The sequence below is a fragment of the Micromonospora trifolii genome, assembly GCF_050516465.1.
Classification (GTDB): Bacteria; Actinomycetota; Actinomycetes; order Mycobacteriales; family Micromonosporaceae; genus Micromonospora; species Micromonospora trifolii.
On sequence record NZ_CP191526.1, the window covers coordinates 6,989,722 to 7,007,076 of the forward strand.

Annotated in this window: 19 protein-coding genes; 16 read left to right on the plus strand and 3 right to left on the minus strand. The window is 72.4% G+C overall.

Features of this window, described 5'->3' with window-relative positions:
- Positions 1 to 50 precede the first annotated feature (50 nt).
- Complete coding sequence (locus ACQRWP_RS32625) at positions 51 to 1,670, plus strand: DUF885 domain-containing protein (RefSeq protein ID WP_430499986.1); 1,620 nt, start codon at positions 51 to 53, stop codon at positions 1,668 to 1,670.
- 24 nt (positions 1,671 to 1,694) lie between these two features.
- On the opposite strand, the gene nudC is transcribed toward ACQRWP_RS32625, so the two are convergent.
- Entirely contained in the window at positions 1,695 to 2,546 is an 852-nt protein-coding gene (nudC, locus tag ACQRWP_RS32630; RefSeq protein WP_430499987.1) for an NAD(+) diphosphatase, read from the minus strand.
- A complete protein-coding gene (locus tag ACQRWP_RS32635) occupies positions 2,543 to 3,238 on the minus strand; it encodes a hypothetical protein (RefSeq protein ID WP_430499988.1) in 696 nt (231 codons plus the stop codon). Before ACQRWP_RS32635 ends, nudC begins: the two co-directional genes overlap by 4 nt.
- A gap of 213 nt (positions 3,239 to 3,451) precedes the next feature.
- Between ACQRWP_RS32635 and eno the strand changes: the two genes are divergently transcribed.
- The 4 genes from eno to ACQRWP_RS32655 are packed head-to-tail and all read left to right on the plus strand — an operon-like array spanning position 3,452 to position 6,531.
- A complete protein-coding gene (eno, locus tag ACQRWP_RS32640) occupies positions 3,452 to 4,735 on the plus strand; it encodes a phosphopyruvate hydratase (protein ID WP_430499989.1) in 1,284 nt (427 codons plus the stop codon).
- 32 nt (positions 4,736 to 4,767) lie between these two features.
- On the plus strand, positions 4,768 to 5,406 hold the full coding sequence (locus ACQRWP_RS32645; protein WP_238679743.1) for an FtsB family cell division protein: 639 nt from the start codon (positions 4,768 to 4,770) through the stop codon (positions 5,404 to 5,406).
- Positions 5,407 to 5,440: 34 nt separating this feature from the next.
- The gene (locus tag ACQRWP_RS32650) at positions 5,441 to 5,998 is read left to right on the plus strand and encodes a DUF501 domain-containing protein (protein ID WP_238660960.1); all 558 of its coding nucleotides are present in this window, start codon (positions 5,441 to 5,443) and stop codon (positions 5,996 to 5,998) included.
- Positions 5,995 to 6,531, plus strand: coding sequence for an amino-acid N-acetyltransferase (locus tag ACQRWP_RS32655; protein ID WP_430499990.1), 537 nt, complete (start codon positions 5,995 to 5,997; stop codon positions 6,529 to 6,531). Before ACQRWP_RS32650 ends, ACQRWP_RS32655 begins: the two co-directional genes overlap by 4 nt.
- 24 nt (positions 6,532 to 6,555) lie before the next feature.
- Here ACQRWP_RS32655 and ACQRWP_RS32660 read toward each other — a convergent pair whose 3' ends face one another.
- On the minus strand, positions 6,556 to 7,446 hold the full coding sequence (locus ACQRWP_RS32660; RefSeq protein WP_430499991.1) for an alpha/beta hydrolase family esterase: 891 nt from the start codon (positions 7,444 to 7,446) through the stop codon (positions 6,556 to 6,558).
- A gap of 97 nt (positions 7,447 to 7,543) precedes the next feature.
- Here ACQRWP_RS32660 and ACQRWP_RS32665 point away from each other — a divergent pair, with 97 nt between their 5' ends.
- From ACQRWP_RS32665 to ACQRWP_RS32715, 11 genes are all read left to right on the plus strand, one after another.
- The gene (locus ACQRWP_RS32665; protein ID WP_430499992.1) at positions 7,544 to 8,584 is read left to right on the plus strand and encodes an ArsR/SmtB family transcription factor; all 1,041 of its coding nucleotides are present in this window, start codon (positions 7,544 to 7,546) and stop codon (positions 8,582 to 8,584) included.
- A gap of 22 nt (positions 8,585 to 8,606) precedes the next feature.
- Positions 8,607 to 9,551 carry an exopolyphosphatase gene (locus tag ACQRWP_RS32670; RefSeq protein ID WP_430503363.1) on the plus strand — a complete coding sequence of 315 codons (945 nt, stop codon included), beginning with the start codon at positions 8,607 to 8,609 and terminating at the stop codon, positions 9,549 to 9,551.
- A 165-nt stretch (positions 9,552 to 9,716) separates the two neighbouring features.
- Positions 9,717 to 10,049, plus strand: a complete 333-nt coding sequence (locus tag ACQRWP_RS32675; RefSeq protein ID WP_074316865.1) for a PadR family transcriptional regulator — start codon at positions 9,717 to 9,719, stop codon at positions 10,047 to 10,049.
- Positions 10,046 to 11,035: an HAAS signaling domain-containing protein gene (locus tag ACQRWP_RS32680; protein ID WP_430499993.1), complete on the plus strand. Its 990-nt coding sequence runs from the start codon at positions 10,046 to 10,048 to the stop codon at positions 11,033 to 11,035. Before ACQRWP_RS32675 ends, ACQRWP_RS32680 begins: the two co-directional genes overlap by 4 nt.
- Positions 11,036 to 11,167: 132 nt before the next feature.
- The gene (locus tag ACQRWP_RS32685; RefSeq protein ID WP_430499994.1) at positions 11,168 to 11,740 is read left to right on the plus strand and encodes an LppU/SCO3897 family protein; all 573 of its coding nucleotides are present in this window, start codon (positions 11,168 to 11,170) and stop codon (positions 11,738 to 11,740) included.
- A gap of 199 nt (positions 11,741 to 11,939) precedes the next feature.
- A complete protein-coding gene (locus ACQRWP_RS32690) occupies positions 11,940 to 12,626 on the plus strand; it encodes a dienelactone hydrolase family protein (RefSeq protein ID WP_112621668.1) in 687 nt (228 codons plus the stop codon).
- A gap of 19 nt (positions 12,627 to 12,645) precedes the next feature.
- The gene (locus ACQRWP_RS32695; protein WP_430499995.1) at positions 12,646 to 13,359 is read left to right on the plus strand and encodes a uracil-DNA glycosylase; all 714 of its coding nucleotides are present in this window, start codon (positions 12,646 to 12,648) and stop codon (positions 13,357 to 13,359) included.
- A gap of 22 nt (positions 13,360 to 13,381) precedes the next feature.
- Complete coding sequence (locus tag ACQRWP_RS32700) at positions 13,382 to 14,167, plus strand: DUF4129 domain-containing protein (RefSeq protein WP_430499996.1); 786 nt, start codon at positions 13,382 to 13,384, stop codon at positions 14,165 to 14,167.
- A gap of 58 nt (positions 14,168 to 14,225) precedes the next feature.
- Positions 14,226 to 14,810 (plus strand): hypothetical protein, encoded by a 585-nt coding sequence (locus ACQRWP_RS32705; protein WP_425697807.1) that lies wholly within the window; start codon positions 14,226 to 14,228, stop codon positions 14,808 to 14,810.
- Positions 14,810 to 15,817, plus strand: a complete 1,008-nt coding sequence (locus tag ACQRWP_RS32710) for an AAA family ATPase (protein WP_430499997.1) — start codon at positions 14,810 to 14,812, stop codon at positions 15,815 to 15,817. Before ACQRWP_RS32705 ends, ACQRWP_RS32710 begins: the two co-directional genes overlap by 1 nt.
- Positions 15,817 to 17,259 carry a DUF58 domain-containing protein gene (locus ACQRWP_RS32715; protein WP_430499998.1) on the plus strand — a complete coding sequence of 481 codons (1,443 nt, stop codon included), beginning with the start codon at positions 15,817 to 15,819 and terminating at the stop codon, positions 17,257 to 17,259. Before ACQRWP_RS32710 ends, ACQRWP_RS32715 begins: the two co-directional genes overlap by 1 nt.
- Positions 17,260 to 17,355: the final 96 nt, after the last annotated feature.

The following is a 17,355-nucleotide window of genomic DNA, read 5'->3' on the forward strand; positions in this document are numbered from 1 at the left end:
GAGTGGGCGGAACCGGCGGTGGAGCGCACGGCGGTCGGTAGGGTGGGCGGGTGGAAGCGTTTGGGGTGCTGGCTGAGCGGGTTGTCGAGGCTTTACTGGAGTCGCGGCCGGGGGCTGCCACCGCCGCCGGGGACCACCGGTTCGACGACCGACTGCCGGACCTGTCCGCCGACGGGTTGAGCGCCGATCGGGCGATGCTCTCCGACGCGGCCAACGCACTGTCCGAACTGGACCCGGACTCGCTCGACGTCGACGAGCAGGTCGACCACGCGCTGCTCACCTCATTCGTGGATCGGGAGCTGTTCGAGCTGACCGAGATCCGGTCGCACGAGTGGGATCCACTGCGGCACAACCCCGGCCCGCTGCTGCATCCGCTGCTGGCCCGCCCGTACGCCCCCGCAGAAGTGCGGCTGACCCAACTCGCCGGCCGGCTCGCCGCCGTACCGGACGCCCTCGCCACCGCCCGCGCGACGCTGCGGGACATGCCGCGCATCCACGCGGAGACGGCGGTCGGGCAGTTCGCCGGCACGGCCGCGCTGATCCGCGACGAGCTGCCACCGTTGCTCGCCCAGGCGCCGGGCCACCTCGACCGGGTCGAGCCGGCGGCCACCGCCGCGATCGCCGCGCTGGAGGAGTTCGTCGCCTGGCTGCGCACCGGCCTGGCCGCCGATGCCGGCCCCGGCCGTGACCCGCGACTGGGCCGGCGCCGCTGGGAGGCCCGGCTCTGGCACACCCTCGACACCGAGTTGGGCGCCGCCGAGATCCAGCGTCGCGCCTGGGCCAACCTGGACCGGGTCACCGCGGAGATCCGCGAGGCGGCCGTCGAGCTGGTCGGTGGCCCGGCCGACGACGCGACGGTACGTCGGGCGCTGGACCTGCTCGCCGCCGAGCACCCGAACGACGCGACGATCGTCGAGCTGGCCGGGGTGACCCTGGACGAGGCGACCGATTTCGTCCGCGCACACGACCTGGTCACCCTGGTCGACGACCGGTGCGTGATCCAGGAGATGCCGGAGTTCGCCAGGGGGGTCGCTGTGGCGTACTGCGACGCGCCCGGCCCGCTGGAGACCGCCGCCCTGCCGACCTTCTACTGCATCGCGCCCACCCCGTCGGACTGGTCGGCGCAGCGGGTCGAGTCGTTCTACCGGGAATACAACGATCACATGATCCGCAACCTGACGGTGCACGAGGCGATGCCGGGGCACTTCCTCCAGCTCGCCCACGCCCGCCGCTACGTCGGTGGCACGCGGGTCCGCGCGCTGGCCGAGTCCGGCCCGTTCATCGAGGGCTGGGCGGTCTACGCGGAGGAGGTGATGACGGGGCTCGGCTTCGGCGGCCTGCCGGTGCGGTTGCAGCAGCTCAAGATGCAACTACGGATGACCATCAACGCGCTGCTCGACCAGTTGGTGCACGCCGAGGACCTGCCCGAGGCCGAGGCGATGGCGTTGATGACCGGGCGCGGCTTCCAGGAGGAGGGCGAGGCGGCCGGCAAGTGGCGGCGCGCGCAACTGACCTCCACCCAGCTCTCCACCTACTTCGTCGGGTACAGCGAGGTGGCCGAGATCGCCGCCGCTCGCCCGGACGGGGTGTCGGTCCGCGACTGGCACGACGCGATGCTCGCCCACGACTGCCCGCCCCCGCGCCACCTGCGCACCCTGCTCGGTCTCTGAGGAGAAATGCCGGGCCGCGCGGGTTCAGCGCCGCCCGGCGGTCACCGTCGCGTCGATGAGCCAGCGCGAGATGGAGTACGCGGGCGGCAGTTGCGCCGGCAGCGCATCGAGGCCGAACCACTGAGCCCTGGTCAGCTCCCGCCCGTCGACCACCGGTTCGGCCTGCGGGTCGGCGGCACGGGCGGTGAAGCCGGCGAGCAGCACGCCCGGGCCGGAAATCGCCCACGGTTGGCTGCCGAAGTAGGCCAGCCGGTCGACGGGCAGCCCGACCTCCTCGCCGACCTCCCGGTGCACTGCCGCCTCAAGTGTCTCGCCGGCCTCGACGAAGCCGGCCACCAGCGCCCACAGCCCGGTCGGACCGGTGGCGTGCCGGACCAGCAGCAGCTCGTCAGCGTGCCCGGGCGGGCCGGGCCGGGTGATCGCCACCAGCACGGCGGCGGAGAGCTGCATCGGCACGTACAGGCCGCAGTCGGGGCATTGTCGGGCGGTCTCGCCGGGTCGCTCTGTCAGCTCCGCTCGGCAGGCGCCGCACCACCGGTGGGTACGCCGCCAGGTCAGCACCGCCAACGCCCGGCCGGCGAGCGTGGCGTGCGGCTCCGGCACCTCGGCGGCGAGTGACGCCCAGCCGCGCGCCTGGCCGGGAAGGTCGTCGGCGGTGGTCAGGTCGGCGCCCCAGGCGGGCACCCCGTCGAGCGTGCCCAGCGGCACCCACTCGGTGTCGGCGGGCAGGTCGGCGACCCGGAGGGGTTGGCCGTCGACGCCGGTCAGCAGCTTCGCGCCGGTCACCGGCAGGGCCAGGTCGCCGGGGCCGGGAGGCCGGCTCCGATCGGCTCCGGGCGTGAACCCGCCGGGCGGCGCGGCCGGCGGGTCGGTCACGAGCCGCCGGGGCGACGGTCGACGACGTCGGCGCCGGTGGGCGGTTCGAACGCGCCCTCGTCGACGGTCGCGGAGTAGTTGCTCAGTGCCAGCTCCATCGGCTTGCCGTCGACCGGCCCGGTGAAGCTGCCGAGCACGCCCTCGGTGGTCACGCAGGCGGTGAAGTCGCCGGACGACGAGCTCTGCACCGCGACGCAGGCGGCGTGGTGCCCCGCGACGGTGGTGTCACTCTGCTTGATGACCGCCTGTGGGTCGAGCGCGGCGGCGGTGAGCAGCCCGACCACCACCGGCGGCGTGACGAGGCCCTGCTGGTTGGCCTCGCCGAACAGCGTCACGGTGGGCTTGCTGCCCGGGGTGGGCGGGGTGATCAGCGTGCACTGCGGGCGGGCGCCGGTCGTCGTGCACCGGGTGATGGCCTCCGGGGTGACGGTGAGTTGCCCGCCCGGATAGGTGTACGTGGATCGCGCCGGGTCCTGCGCCTGCACGATCGCGGCGCGTTGGCCGCCGGGCAACTGGTAGTCGGCCGAGTAGGTCAACTCCAGTGCCCGATCGAGCCGGGCGGCGAGGTCGTTGACGAGTTCCGAGCGGCCCATGGCGACTCCGGCGTCCTCGAATGTCTGACAGCCGGTGACCGTGAGCGACGCGATGACCGACACGGCGAGCATGCGGAGGGTGGTCGAGGCGGCGGGCATGGCGACCAGCCTGGTGGATCTGGTCCGCGCAGCGCAAACCCGTTGCCGGTTGACGCCCGGAAATCCGGGAATGTCCGTCAACGCGGGGTGACCCGGGTGCGCGGGCGACGCCGTGCCCGTTCGCGTCGCCCGATACGCTGCGTTCAACACCTGCCTCAGCCGCACCGTCGCGGCCCACCCACGGACCGGATCACAACAACGAGGAGCGACTTAGTGGCAACCATCGAGGGAATCGTCGCCAGGGAGATTCTCGACTCGCGGGGTAACCCGACGGTCGAGGTCGAGGTCGGTCTGGACGACGGCACGGTAGCCCGCGCCGCCGTGCCGTCCGGCGCCTCCACCGGCGCCTTCGAGGCGATCGAGCTGCGCGACGGTGACGCCGACCGCTACCAGGGCAAGGGCGTGGAGAAGGCGGTCTCCAACGTCGAAGACAAGATCGTCGACCAGATCATCGGGTACGAGGCCAGCGAGCAGCGGCTGATCGACCAGAAGATGCTCGACATCGACGGCACCGAGAGCAAGTCGGAGCTGGGCGCGAACGCCATCCTCGGGGTCTCCCTGGCGGTGGCGAAGGCCGCTGCCGGCAGCGCCGAGCTGAGCCTCTTCCGCTACCTGGGCGGCCCGAACGCGCACCTCCTGCCCGTGCCGATGATGAACATCCTCAACGGTGGCGCGCACGCCGACTCGAACGTCGACATCCAGGAGTTCATGATCGCGCCGATCGGCGCGCCCACCTTCCGTGAGGCGCTGCGCTCGGGCGCGGAGGTCTACCACGCGCTGAAGTCGGTGCTGAAGAAGAAGGGCCTCTCCACCGGGCTCGGCGACGAGGGTGGCTTCGCGCCGAACCTGCCGACGAACGCGGCGGCCCTGGACCTGATCGCCGAGGCGGTCGAGAAGGCCGGTTACCGGCTCGGCAGCGACATCGTGTTCGCGCTCGATGTGGCCGCCACGGAGTTCTTCGACAACGGCACCTACACGTTCGAGGGTGCCGCGAAGTCCGCCGAGGAGATGAGCACTTATTACACGAAGCTGGCCGACGAGTACCCGATCGTGTCGATCGAGGACCCGCTGGCCGAGGACGACTGGAGCGGTTGGCAGACGCTGACCGCCTCGATCGGCGACCGGGTGCAGATCGTCGGTGACGACCTGTTCGTGACCAACCCGCAGCGCATCGCCCGCGGCATCGCGGAGAAGGCGGCGAACGCGGTTCTCGTCAAGGTCAACCAGATCGGCTCGCTGACCGAGACCCTGGACGCGGTGGACCTGGCCCACCGGGCCGGCTTCAAGTGCATGATGAGCCACCGCTCCGGCGAGACCGAGGACACCACCATCGCCGACCTGGCGGTGGCCACCGGCTGCGGTCAGATCAAGACCGGCGCACCGGCCCGTTCGGACCGTGTCGCCAAGTACAACCAGTTGCTCCGGATCGAGGAGGAGCTGGCCGACGCGGCGCGCTACGCCGGCGCTGGCGCGTTCCCGCGCTACCGTTCGGCCTGAGACGCACGAAGCCTCGGGGGAGGGGTGTGACGATGCAGCAGCGCCGCACACCGGGTGGTCAGCGTCCCGCCCGCCGGCCGGGTCAGTCCGGCCGGCCGGGCGGCGGGCGCGCCACGCGGGGATCGGTCCGGGAGGCCGGCGTACGCGCCGAGCCGCGCGCCGCCGGCCGCGCGCCGGGTGCTGCCCGGGGCGCCGAAGGCGTGCGCTCCGCGAATCGTCCTGCCGCCGCTCGGCGTACCGCCGCCGCTGGTGCCGTGAAGCGGCTCGCCGCACCCAACCCCCGTCGCTTCACCGGTCGGGCCACCGTGCTGTTCGCGGTCCTGATCGCGCTCGCTCTGGCCTACACCTATCCGGTCCGGGTCTACCTGGACCAGCAGGCCGACATCGAGCGGATGGAGGCGGCCCAGGCGGTGCAGGAGCGGGAGATCGCCAAGCTCGCCGCCGAGGCCGCCAACTGGAAAGACCCCGAGTACATCAAGACGCAGGCTCGGGAGCGGTTCTTCATGGGCCGGCCCGGCGAGAAGATGATGGTGGTGCTGCACGACCCGGAGGGCGCCGCTCGGGACGCCGGGAAGTCGGCCGGTTCGGCCCCGCCGGCCGGGCCGGTGACCTGGTACGACACGCTCTGGTCGAGCGTGCGGGCTGCGGACAGCCAGCAGCCGGGCCAGTGATCCACCGACCAGCACACCAGGAGAGATGGGCACCGTGACTGTCGTACCACCGTCGGAGCCGGCGGCGGATTCCGTTCCCCTGCCGCAGCGCGAGCCGGCCACCGAGGCCGACCTGGCCGCGGTGGCCGCGCAGCTCGGCCGGACGCCCCGTGGCACCCGGGCGGTGGCCCACCGGTGCCCCTGTGGCCTTCCCGACGTGGTGGAGACGACCCCCCGCCTCGCCGACGGCACCCCGTTCCCGACGCTCTACTACCTGACCTGCCCCCGGGCCACCGCGGCGTGCAGCCGCCTGGAGTCGGCGGGGCTGATGAAGGAGATGGCGGACCGGCTGACGACGGACCCGGAGCTGGCCGCCCACTACCGTGCCGCGCACGAGGACTACCTCACCCGCCGGGAGGCGATCGGCGAGGTGCCGGAGATCGCCGGCATCTCGGCCGGTGGAATGCCGGGCCGGGTGAAGTGCCTGCACGTGCACCTGGGTCACGCGCTGGGCGCCGGCCCCGGTGTGAACCCGTTCGGCGACGAGACGCTGGAGCTGGTCGAGCCCTGGTGGTCGGCGGGGCCGTGCGTGGACGTACCGGCGGGCGAATGAACGCGCCGAACGGGTCCTCGGCACCCGAGAGCCAGATCCTGGTGCGGCGAGCCCGCACCGGAGACGTACGGGGCATCCGGCGGCTGGTCGACACCTACACCGACGACCGGCGGCTGCTGAGCAAGGCCACCGTCACCCTCTTCGAGGACGTGCAGGAGTTCCGGGTGGCGGTCCGGGCCGAGGATGACGCCGTGGTGGGCTGCGGTGCGCTGCACGTCATGTGGGAGGACCTGGCCGAGATCCGCACGGTGGCGGTGGATCCGTCCTGCCAGGGCCGACGGATCGGCCACCGGCTGGTCGGCGAGCTGATCGACGCGGCCCGGGAGCTGGGTGTGGCACGGATCTTCGTCCTCACCTTCGAGACACGGTTCTTCGGCTCGTTCGGCTTTCGCGAGATCGACGGCGCTCCGGTGCCGCAGCCGGTCTACGAGCAGTTGCTGCTCTCGTACGACGAGGGTGTCGCCCAGTTCCTGGATCTGGAGCGGGTCAAGCCGAACACGCTGGGCAACAGCCGGATGCTGCTGCACCTGTGATCAGGCCTTGCGGGGGTGGGCGGCTCAGCCCTTGCGGGGGTGCGCGGCGAAGAACTCCCACATCAGGTCGGTGGCGGACAGCCCGGCGGAGGATGCGGCGAGTTGGCCCGCTTTCGCGCCCGGCCAACTGTGGCCCATGTTTTCGAGCGTGTAGACGCTGACCTCGCTGCCGTCCGCGCAGCCCGCCACCGTGTGCGTCACACCCGGCACCCCGGACGCCTTCGGGCTCGGTCGGCAGCCGAGCCGCTGCTGCCAGGTCCGCATTCCGGTCTGGAAGGTCGAGACGTACCGGTCCTGGCCGCCGATGAAGGTGATCACGGAGACCGGGCTCTTCGGCACGTAGCTGTCGGCCGTGGTCAACTTTCCGCTGTAACCACCGCTGACCACCCCGATCGCGGCGAACTTGCCAGTGCTCTCCACCGCCGCCCGGAAGCTCATGTCGCCGCCGTTCGAGATGCCGGTGAGGAACACCCGGTTCGGGTCGGCGTGCCAGGTCTGCACCAGATGGTCAGTGAGGGCGTTGAGGAAGCCGACGTCGTCCGCGCTGCCGCAGCAGATCAGCGCGTTGAAACCGCCGCCCTGCCCATCGGGGTAGGCGACCAGCACGTTGTCCTTGTCGGCCTTGGCGTCCAGGCCCGCCAACTCCCACATCGAGGATCCGGTGCCGGGATAGAAGTGCAGCGCGATGACCAGCGCGGAGGGTCTGGCCGGGTCGTACCCGGGCGGCGCGTGCAGCAGGTAGGTGCGGTCGAGCCCGTTGTGCTTCAGGGTGAGCTGGTGGTCGCCGGCCGCTGGTCGTTCGATCGACGCGGACGGTGTGGCTGGCGGGGCCGACGAGGGCTGCCCCCGCTCACCACAAGCTGCGGCCACGACGATGAGGCAGAGCCCCGTCAACACTGCCACCGTTCGCCGCACGCCGGTCACCCCCCGTCGACCCCGATGTCCACACTGGAGATCATTCGGGTGTGGATCAACCCTTTCGGTCCTGGGCGAAGGCAGGCAGGCTGTTGCCATGCTTCGCCTCCAGCTCGGGTCGGCCGACCTGTGCCGGGTGCGGTTCGCCGATCGGCTCCATCCGGTCGGGACCGCACTGCTGGCCGGTCAGTGGCTGCGCGATCCCACGGTCGCGGCGATGGCGCCGACACTGGCCGAGCGGGCGGCAGCGGCCGAGGGCACGGCTGCCGCCCAGGCGGCCACCGCGGTCCTGCGGCACCTGCTGCCCGACCGGGGGCGCCTGCCGGACTTCGTCACGCCCTTCGACGGCCTGGAGTCGGTGCAGGCCGGTCTGGAGGCGATTCGGGCCACCCCGGCGCGGCGGGTCCGCGCCGAGGTCACCTCGGCGTACGCGGACACGCCGGTCAGCCCGCTGCGGCGGCGGTTCGCGGCGGCCGACCCGGAGGTGCTGGACCTGTTCGGCGGGGCCGTGCGGACCTGGTTCGACGCGGTGCTCGAACCGCACTGGGTCGAGCTGGTGTCCGCGTACCGTCAGCAGGTGACGGCTGCCAGCCAGCGGCTGGCGCAGCATGGCCTGGCCAGCCTCTTCGCCGGTCTGCACCCGGGGATCCGGTGGCGGGAGCCGGTGCTGGAGGTACGGACGTGGTGGGACGGCGATCTCCCCGGCACCGGCCACGGGCTCATCCTGCTGCCCTCCCCGTTGGCCGGGCCACGGCCCCGGGTGCTGGTTGAGCAGGGTTACCCGATCCTGCTCGTCTACCCGGTGGTGATGCCCGCGCGGAGGGCTCGCGCTGACGACGATGCCCTCGGTCGGCTGCTCGGCGTCACCCGGGCGCTGGTGCTGCGCCGACTGGCGGCCGACGGCGGGTTGACCACCACAGTGTTGTCCCGGGCGGTCGGGATCAGTCTCTCCTCGGCCTCGGAGCACGCCCGCGCGCTGCGGACCGCCGGTCTGGTGACCAGCGAGCGGGAGGGCGGCGCGGTCCGACATCACCTGACCACGCTCGGGGCGGGGTTGTTGCGGGGCCCGTCGGGCGACCCGGGCGAGTGGTGGCCCACTGCCAACCAAGCCACCGGGTGGCCGCCCGTCCTGCCGTAAGGTTGCTGCCGTGACGACGCGTGTGGCGGCCATCGACTGCGGGACCAACTCGATCCGACTGCTGGTCGCCGACCTGCCCGACGCCTCGGCCGGGCCGCAGGCGCCGCTGGTCGACCTGACCCGGCGGATGGAGATCGTCCGGTTGGGGCAGGGCGTGGACCGCACCGGCCGACTGGCGCCGGAGGCGATCGAGCGCACCCGGGTGGCGTTGGCGTCGTACGCCGCCGACATCGAGAAGCTGGGTGCGCAGCGGGTGCGGATGTGTGCCACCTCGGCCTCCCGCGATGCCGCCAACGCCGCCGACTTCACCGAGATGGTGCAGGCCACCCTCGGTGTCGCGCCCGAGGTGGTCAGCGGCGACGAGGAGGCCCGGCTGTCGTTCACCGGCGCGGTGCGCGGGCTGCCCGCCGATGCGAAAGAGCCGTTCCTGGTCGTCGACATCGGTGGTGGTTCCACCGAGTTCGTGGTCGGAGACCGGGCCGCCGGGGTGCGGTCGGCGATCTCGGTGGACATCGGCTGCGTCCGGATGACCGAGCGGCACCTGCCCGGCGACCCGCCGACGCCCGAGCAGGTCGCGGCGGCGCAGGCCGACATCGCGGCGGCGGTGGACCGGGCGCTCGCCGTGGTGCCCGGTCGCGAGGCGGCCACTCTTGTCGGCCTCGCCGGGTCGGTCACCACAGTGGTCGCCCTGGCGCAGGGCCTGCGGGAGTACGACCCGGAGCGCATCCACCACGCCCGGGTGTCCTACGACGAGGTCGCCCGGGTGACCGCGGAGCTGCTGGGTCAGACCCGTGCGCAGCGGTTGGCGAACCCGGTGATGCACCCGGGCCGGGCCGACGTGATCGGCGCGGGCGCGCTGGTGCTTCGCGTGATCATGGAGCGGGCCGGGATGCCGTCGGTGGTCGCCTCGGAGCACGACATCCTCGACGGCATCGCCTGGAGCCTCCAGCCAGCCACCGCGCGCTAGCGGGCTTGATCAACTCGCCTTCATTGAAGTCGCGGTGTCCGGGCAGCGTGGATGCCCCGACTTCCTGAAAACCGAGTCGATCACCGACCCGGACGCTGAGCCTGGCTCGGCGTGTCGCGGCGGATTCGTTGACGCTACTTCGCAATACGCAGTAGTGTGCAATGCGTGGACACCACACAGTTGCTGAAGGGCGTGCTCGATCTGGCCGTCCTGGCCGTGCTCCGAGAGGAGGACGGTTACGGTTACGACATCCTGCGCCGGCTGCGCGAGGCCGGCTTGGAGGAGGTCGGTGACGCCTCGGTCTACGGGACCCTGCGCCGCCTCTTCGCCGCCGGCCTGCTCACCACCTACGTTGTGCCGAGCGAATCCGGGCCGCACCGCAAGTACTACTCACTCAACGCCGCGGGGCGTGACCAGCTGACCCGCTCCGGCAAGCTCTGGCGTTCGTTCGCCACCACCATGGACAGTCTGCTCGACGATCGGGGGATGGCGGCATGACCGTCGCGGAGCAGGAGATCACCGACTATGTGGCGCGGGTCCGGGCCGCTCTGGCCGACCTGCCGCCCGGGCAACGCGACGAGCTGACCGAGGATCTCGCCGACCACCTCACCGAGGTCGCCGCCGAGTCCGAGGGCACCCTGGTCGAGCGGTTGGGCGAGCCCGAGACGTACGCCGCCGAGCTGCGCGCCGCGGCCGGCGCCGCGCCGGGCAGCGGGCGCAACCTCGACCAGCGGGTGGCGAGCGCGATGGCCCGGGTCCGCGGCCGGCTGCGCACCATGGACACCCGTCTCGGCCCACCCCTGGGGTACGCGACGGCCAGCGACTTCCTCCAGCTGCTGCGCCCCGGCTGGTGGGTGCTCCGGGGCTACCTGGCGGCGATGCTGGTCACGGTGATCAGCACCGGCGGCAGCTTCGGGTTGCTGCCGAGGTTCGGTGGTGAGTTGCTCGCCGGCATGATCATGCTGGTCGGCTTCGTGCTCGCCTCCATCTGGATCGGCCGCCGCTCCGGGCGGTTGACCCGCTGGCCGCGTTCGGCCGTGCAGGTCGGCAGCGTGGTGCTGGTGGTCTTCGCGTTCGCCGCTCTGATGCAGGCCGAGGACCGGATGCGCTACGGCGACTACGGCTACGACCAGACCTCGGTCGACAGCCCGTACGACCGGGTCCGGGACGTCTTCGTCTACGACAGCGAGGGCCGCCTGGTGGAGAACGCCCGGCTCTTCGACCAGGACGGGAATCCGATCCGGCTTGGCTACCCGAGCTGCTCGGAAGACGCCTATGGCAAGCCGATGCTGCGGGCGTACCCGTACTGCCCGGAGCAGGCGCCCTTCGTGCCCCGCGCACCGGGCGCGCCCCTCCCGGCCGTGTCGCCGACCAGCACGCCGGGCCCGAGCGGCACGCCCGGCGAGACCGGGACGCCGCTGCCGACCGGTACGGCCACCGGCCTGCCGCCGAGCGAAACGCCAACCCCTACCCCGACGCGCTGAACCACAGTGTGTGAACTGGATCATGCAGTTGAAGCTGGGAAATAGCTGAACGGACGAGGCGAGCGGGACGGCACCGTAAATCAATGATCGTTACGGTGTCGTCTGCTCATCAACCCCTCGGAAGGAACCCCAGTGCCAGAGCAGGTCGCACCGCCCCCCGCGCCCGACGCCGCAACCCCTGAGCCGGCCGTCGAGACGCCGCAAGCGGCCGAGCCACAGCCTGCCGCGCAGCCGCAGCCGCAGCCGGCCGCCGAGACGCCGCAGCCTGCCGGGCAGCAGCCGGCCGAGCCCCAGCCGGCCGAGCCGAAGGCGGAGAAGTCGGGTGCGAAGAAGGCCCTCGGCATCGTCGGGGCGATCCTCGTCGTCGTCGTCATCGCCGGCCTGAAGTTCGGTGTCGTCTCGGCGATCGGCAACTACTTCAACAAGGACGAGACCGCAGCCGCCAAGACCGGCGACTGCATCGCCGAGCTGCCCGAGGTCACCGGCACCGAGCAGGAGGAGGTCGACGGCGCAAAGGTCGTCGAGTGCACCTCCACCGACGCGGCGTACAACGTGGTCGGTCGGTTGGACGGCCAGAGCGAGGCTCAGGCCAAGGCCGACACCACCTGCACCCAGTTCTTCAAGGAGAGCGAGGAGGGCTACGTCTTCTCCAGCATCGAGCCGGGCAAGACGGGCTACGTGCTCTGCCTGACCAAGAAGGTCTGACCGCAGCGACAGCTCGGTATCGACGGCGGCGGGAGTAGACCCCGCCGCCGTCGGCGTACCCGGAGTCACCGGGGGGCGAACAGGAGGTGAATGCCACTGTTCCGGCGTCTTCCCGACGGCCGTGTGGCGTGGCAGGCTACCGGCACGTAGGACCACTGGGCGACCAGCCAACGATGACTGACCGCTAGGAGGACGGCCCATGGGCGAAATGGTGAGCTACCGCAGCAACGGGGGCACGAGCGAGGGGTATCTCGCGATACCCGCCAGCGGCACGGCCAGCCCCGCCGTCATCGTCATTCAGGAATGGTGGGGCCTGGTCCCGCACATCCGGTCGGTGGCGGACCGGTTCGCCGAGGCTGGTTTCGTCGCCCTCGCCCCGGACTTCTACCACGGTGAGACGACCAGCGAGCCGGACGAGGCGCAGCGGCTCCTGCTGGCGATGCGGATGGACGAGGCGGCGAAGGACATCGCCGGAGCGGCCGACTATCTCGCCGGGCGGCCCGAGGTCACCGGTAAGGTCGGTGCCGTGGGCTTCTGCGCCGGTGGCAGCCTGGCCCTCTGGTCGGCCACCATCTCCGAGCGGATCGTCGCGACCGCCGGTTTCTATCCCGTGCTGCCCTGGGAGTCGATGCGCCCCGACTGGGCCGACTACGCCGGCAAGGCAGCGGTCATCCACTGCTCCGAAGAGGACGGCACCTCGGCCAACGAGGGCGTACAGACCGCCCGTCGGGCCATCGAGGAGGCCGGCGGCGACTGCCACCTCTACGACTACCCGGGCACCTCGCACGCCTTCTTCAACGACGACCGGCCGGAGGCATTCGACCAGCGCGCCGCCGCCAGCGCCTGGGCCCGCACCCTGGAACTCTTCCGGGCCAAGCTTGGCTGAGACGCGTACCCCCGCACAGGTGGTCGCCCGCGCAGCGCGGGCGACCGACCTGGCCGACCTCGACGCGGCGGTGAGCGACTGTTTCGCCTGCCCACGGCTGGTCCAATGGCGGGAGGAGGTCGCCCGCACCCGCCGGGCGGCCTTCCGTGACCAGGAGTACTGGGGGCGGCCGGTGCCGGGCCTCGGCAGCGGTGACGCCCGGATCGCCATCCTCGGGCTGGCACCCGCCGCTCACGGTGGCAACCGCACCGGCCGGATCTTCACCGGTGACCGGTCGGGTGACGTGCTGTTCGCCGCGCTGCACCGGGCCGGGTTGGCCAACCAGCCGACCAGCGTGGCCGCCGACGACGGGCTCACAGTGCGCGACCTGCGGATCTTCTCGGCCGTCCGGTGTGCGCCTCCGGACAACAAGCCGACGCCACTGGAACGGGACACCTGCGCACCCTGGGTGCACCGCGAGGTCACCCTGATCCGGCCCACGCTGCGGGTCGTGGTCGCGCTGGGCGCGTTCGCCTGGGCCGCGTGGTGGCCAGTGCTCCGAGCGGTGTACGGGCAGCGCCCGCCCAGCCCGCGACCGGCGTTCGGTCATGGGGCACACTGGTCCGGCACGAACGCTCCGGACTTGCTGGGCTGCTACCACGTCAGTCAGCAGAACACCTTCACCGGGCGGTTGACACCAGAGATGTTGGACGACGTCTTCGGCCAGGCTAAACAGCTGGCCGGAGTGGACTGAGACGACGCGTGGGGTGGTGGCGATGACAGACGGAACGCGCCCGCCCACACCGGTACCGTCCGCCGAGCCGGGTGTGCTGCGGCCGGTGCTCGGCCTGTTCCGCCGGTGGTGGCCGGTCGGCGCGGTCGCCGCCCTGCTCGCCGGTGCCGCGCTGGCGTCCGCGCACTCGTCGATCGGGGCCAGCCGGATTCCGCCGGCCGCGGACAACGTTCCCTGGGTTCCCGAGTACCCGACCGTCGAGCCGTCGCCGTCCATCCCGATCGAGCCGCGTGACGCCGGCGAGGCCACCCAGGCGCACATCCCGCAGTGGGTCGGCACGGTGGCGGTGGTCCTGCTCGGGTTGGCCATCCTCGCCGCGCTCGGCTACCTCTGCTGGGTACTGATCCGGGGCGCGCTGCGCCGCACCACCCGGGCACTACCCGCGCAGCGGGCCCGCCGTACCGCCGAGGGCACCGCCCGCGAGGTGGTCGCCGCCCTCGACGCCGGCCTGGTGGAGCTCGACGACCGGGACACCGACCCCCGGGTGGCGGTGATCGCCTGCTGGGTGCGCCTGGAGGAGACCGCCGCCGCGGCCGGTGTGCCGAGGCTCGCCGGGGACACCCCCACCGACCTGGTCAGCCGACTGTTGCAGGGTGACGCTGAGGCGGGCGTGCCGGCCATCGCCAGCACCGACGTGCTGGCCGAGTTCGCGCACGTCTACCGGGAGGCCCGGTACGCCACCCATCCGGTCGGCGAAAGCACCCGGGACCAGGCCCGCGCCGCGCTCGGCCGGCTGCGCGGCGAACTCACCGCGGTGGTGACCTCGTGAGCGCGAGGAGTGAGCCGGGTTTGCGAGCCCCGCAGTCGCGAACCGGAGGTGCCAGCGCATGAGCAGCACCAGCATCGACGATCTGCTCGCGTTCGAGGAGGAGGCGGCGCCGGCCGGTCCGCAGGCGCGCGACTCCCGATGGCGTCCGGTGCTGCGCTCGCTCGCGTGGGCCGCCGCGCTGGTCGCGGTCCTGCTGGTCGGCCTCCGCGCGGTGGGCCTCCAGGTCTCGCTACCCGTACTGATCGCCGGGGTGCTCGCCGTGCTGGCGGTCCGCCGGGTCACCGCCCTACTTGCGCCGCCGCCCCCGCCACCCGGCGGGGGTCGGGTCGGCACGGGCGAGGAGGACGGCAGCTACAACTGGGGTGCCCGGGACGCACTGCGCAGCGCGATCAACCGGTGGGAATGGCCCCTGGACTGGTCCTCGACCCGACCCGAACGGTTCACCGGGACGGTACTGCCTCGGATCGGTGAACTGGCCGACGAACGGATGCGGCTGAAACACGGCGTCACCCGTGAGTCGGATCCCGCCCGTGCTCGCGTCCTGCTGGGTGACCGCCTGTGGACGTTCCTGGAGACCCCGCCTCGCCGCACCCCGTCGCCGCGCGACCTCGCGGTGATCGTCGCCGAACTGGAGAGCATCTGATGAACGACGTGGACCGGAGCATTGCCCCCGCCGAGGTCGGGCACCTGGCTCGGGCGGTCCTGGACGCGGTCGGCACCGTCGTGGTCGGCAAGCGGGACTCGTTGGAGCTGGTCCTCGCCGGCATCCTCGCGGGCGGGCACGTGCTCCTGGAGGACCTGCCGGGGCTCGGCAAGACGCTCACCGCCCGCTCGTTCGCCCAGGCCCTCGGGTTGGACTTCCGTCGGTTGCAGTTCACCCCCGACCTGCTGCCCGCCGACGTCACCGGCTCGTTCCTCTACGACCAGCGCAACGGCGACTTCACCTTCCGGGCCGGTCCGGTCTTCACCAACCTGCTCCTCGCCGACGAGATCAACCGGACGCCGCCGAAGACCCAGTCCGCGCTGCTGGAGGCGATGCAGGAGAAGCAGGTGTCGGTCGAGGGTGTGACCTACAAGCTCGACGAGCCGTTCCACGTGCTGGCCACCGCCAACCCCATCGAGTACGAGGGCACCTACCCGCTGCCCGAGGCGCAGCTGGACCGGTTCCTGCTGCGGGTCTCGTTCGGTTACCCGCAGCACGAAGAGGAGTGGGAGGTGCTGCGCCGTCGGATGAGCCGTCGCCGGGAGGAGGCGGACATCAAGGCGGTGGTCGACGCGGCGACGCTGCGGGCCATGCAGGCTGCCCTGGAGGACGTGGTGGTGGAGGACTCCATCGGCCGCTACATCGTGTCGCTCACCGCGGCCACCCGGGAGCACCCGTCGGTGCTGGTCGGCGCCTCACCTCGCGGTTCGCTGGCGCTGCTGCTGCTGGCCCGGGTCCGCGCGGTGTTCGGCGGACGGGACTACGTGGTGCCGGAGGACGTCAAGTCGGTGGCTGCGCCCGCCCTGGCCCACCGGATCACCCTGCGCCCGGAGATGTGGTTGCGCCGGGTCGACCCGGCGTTCGTGGTGAGCGAGGTGCTGGAGGCGACTCCCGCCCCGGCCAGTGGCGCGCTGCCCAGCTACGCCGCCGGCGGGCCCCGGCACTGATGACCGGACCGACCGTGCCGACGGCCACCGAAGCGGAACCGGCTGCCGGCTGGGCGCCCACCCCGGCGCTCGGCCGCGCGGTGCTGCTCGCCGGCCTGCTGCTGGTGGCCGGCGTGCTGCTGGGTCGGGTGGACCTGATCGTGCTCGCCGCCCCGTTCGCGTTGGGCACCGCGTACGCGCTGCGTCGACGGCCCACGGCGCTGCCACAGGTGTGGATCACCCAGGATGACGGCGGGCCGCTGGTCGAGGGCGGTGACGTGGCGGCGGCGGTGAGCGTCGGTAACCCGGACACGGTCGACTACGACCTGGTGGTGATGCGGTCCCGGGTGTCGCCGTGGCTGCGGATCGACCGGGCCGGTTTCGCCCGCGACGAGGCCGTCGACGCCGGGGGACCGAGCGCCGTCCCGGCGACCGGTGCGGCGGCTCCGGGCTTCGGCGGGCGCCGTTCCGTCGCCGACCGGCCGTTCGTGACCTCGGTGCCGATCGCCGCTGCGGTGGACCTGGAGTTGGCCGGCAAGGCCCTGCGCTGGGGCCGGCACCCGATCGGCCCCGCCGGTGCCCGGGTCGCCACGGCCGGCGGTCTGCTGGTCTCCCGCGCGGTGATCACCGAGCCGGTCCGGGTGCGGGTGTACCCGCGTACAGAGCCGTTCGAGGCGGTCGAGGCGATGCCCCGCGCCGCCGGCCTGGTCGGGGCGCACCACTCTCGCCGACCCGGTGAGGGCGGCGAGTTGGCCGGCGTACGCGTCTTCGCCCCCGGGGACCGGCTGCGCCGGATCGACTGGCGGGTCTCGTTGCGGGCCCGGCAGCTGCACGTGGCCGCCACTCTCTCCGACCGGGACGCGGAGGTGGTGGTGCTGCTCGACGTGCTCGCCGAGGCGGGCCGCTCGGGTGGGGTGGACGGTGCCGCCTCGGTGCTGGACACCACCGTCCGGGCCACCGCCGCGATCGCCGAGCACTACCTGCACCGAGGTGATCGGGTCTCGCTGCTGGAGTACGGGCCGGCCGCCCGCCGGCTCCGGCCGGCCGCCGGGCGACGGCAGTACCTGACCGTCCTGGAGTGGTTGCTCGACGTCCGGGTCCACGCGTCCGCGCACGAGCCTTACGACCAGGTCTTCGGCCCGCAGTTGCTCTCCTCGGACGCGTTGGTGGTGGTGCTCACTCCGCTGCTGGACGAACGGTCGGCGCAGATGCTCGCCCGGCTGGCCCGCGGCGGGCGGTTCGTGGTGGCGGTCGACACGTTGCCGACCGACCTGGCGTCGCCGAAGGACCAGGGTTGGGCCGAGGTGGCGTACCGACTGTGGCGCCTGGATCGGGAGATCATGATCGGGCAGCTCCGGGAGCACGGCGTACCGGTGGTGCGCTGGGCCGGCGCCGGCAGCCTGGACCAGGTGTTGCGGGACGTGGCCCGGTTGGCGACGGCCCCAAGGGTGGGTGGCCGGTGAGCGCGAGGAGTGAGCTTGCGAGCCCCGCAGTCGCGAACGAGAGGCGGATGCGGTGAGCGCGAGGAGTGAGCTTGCGAGCCCCGCAGTCGCGAACGA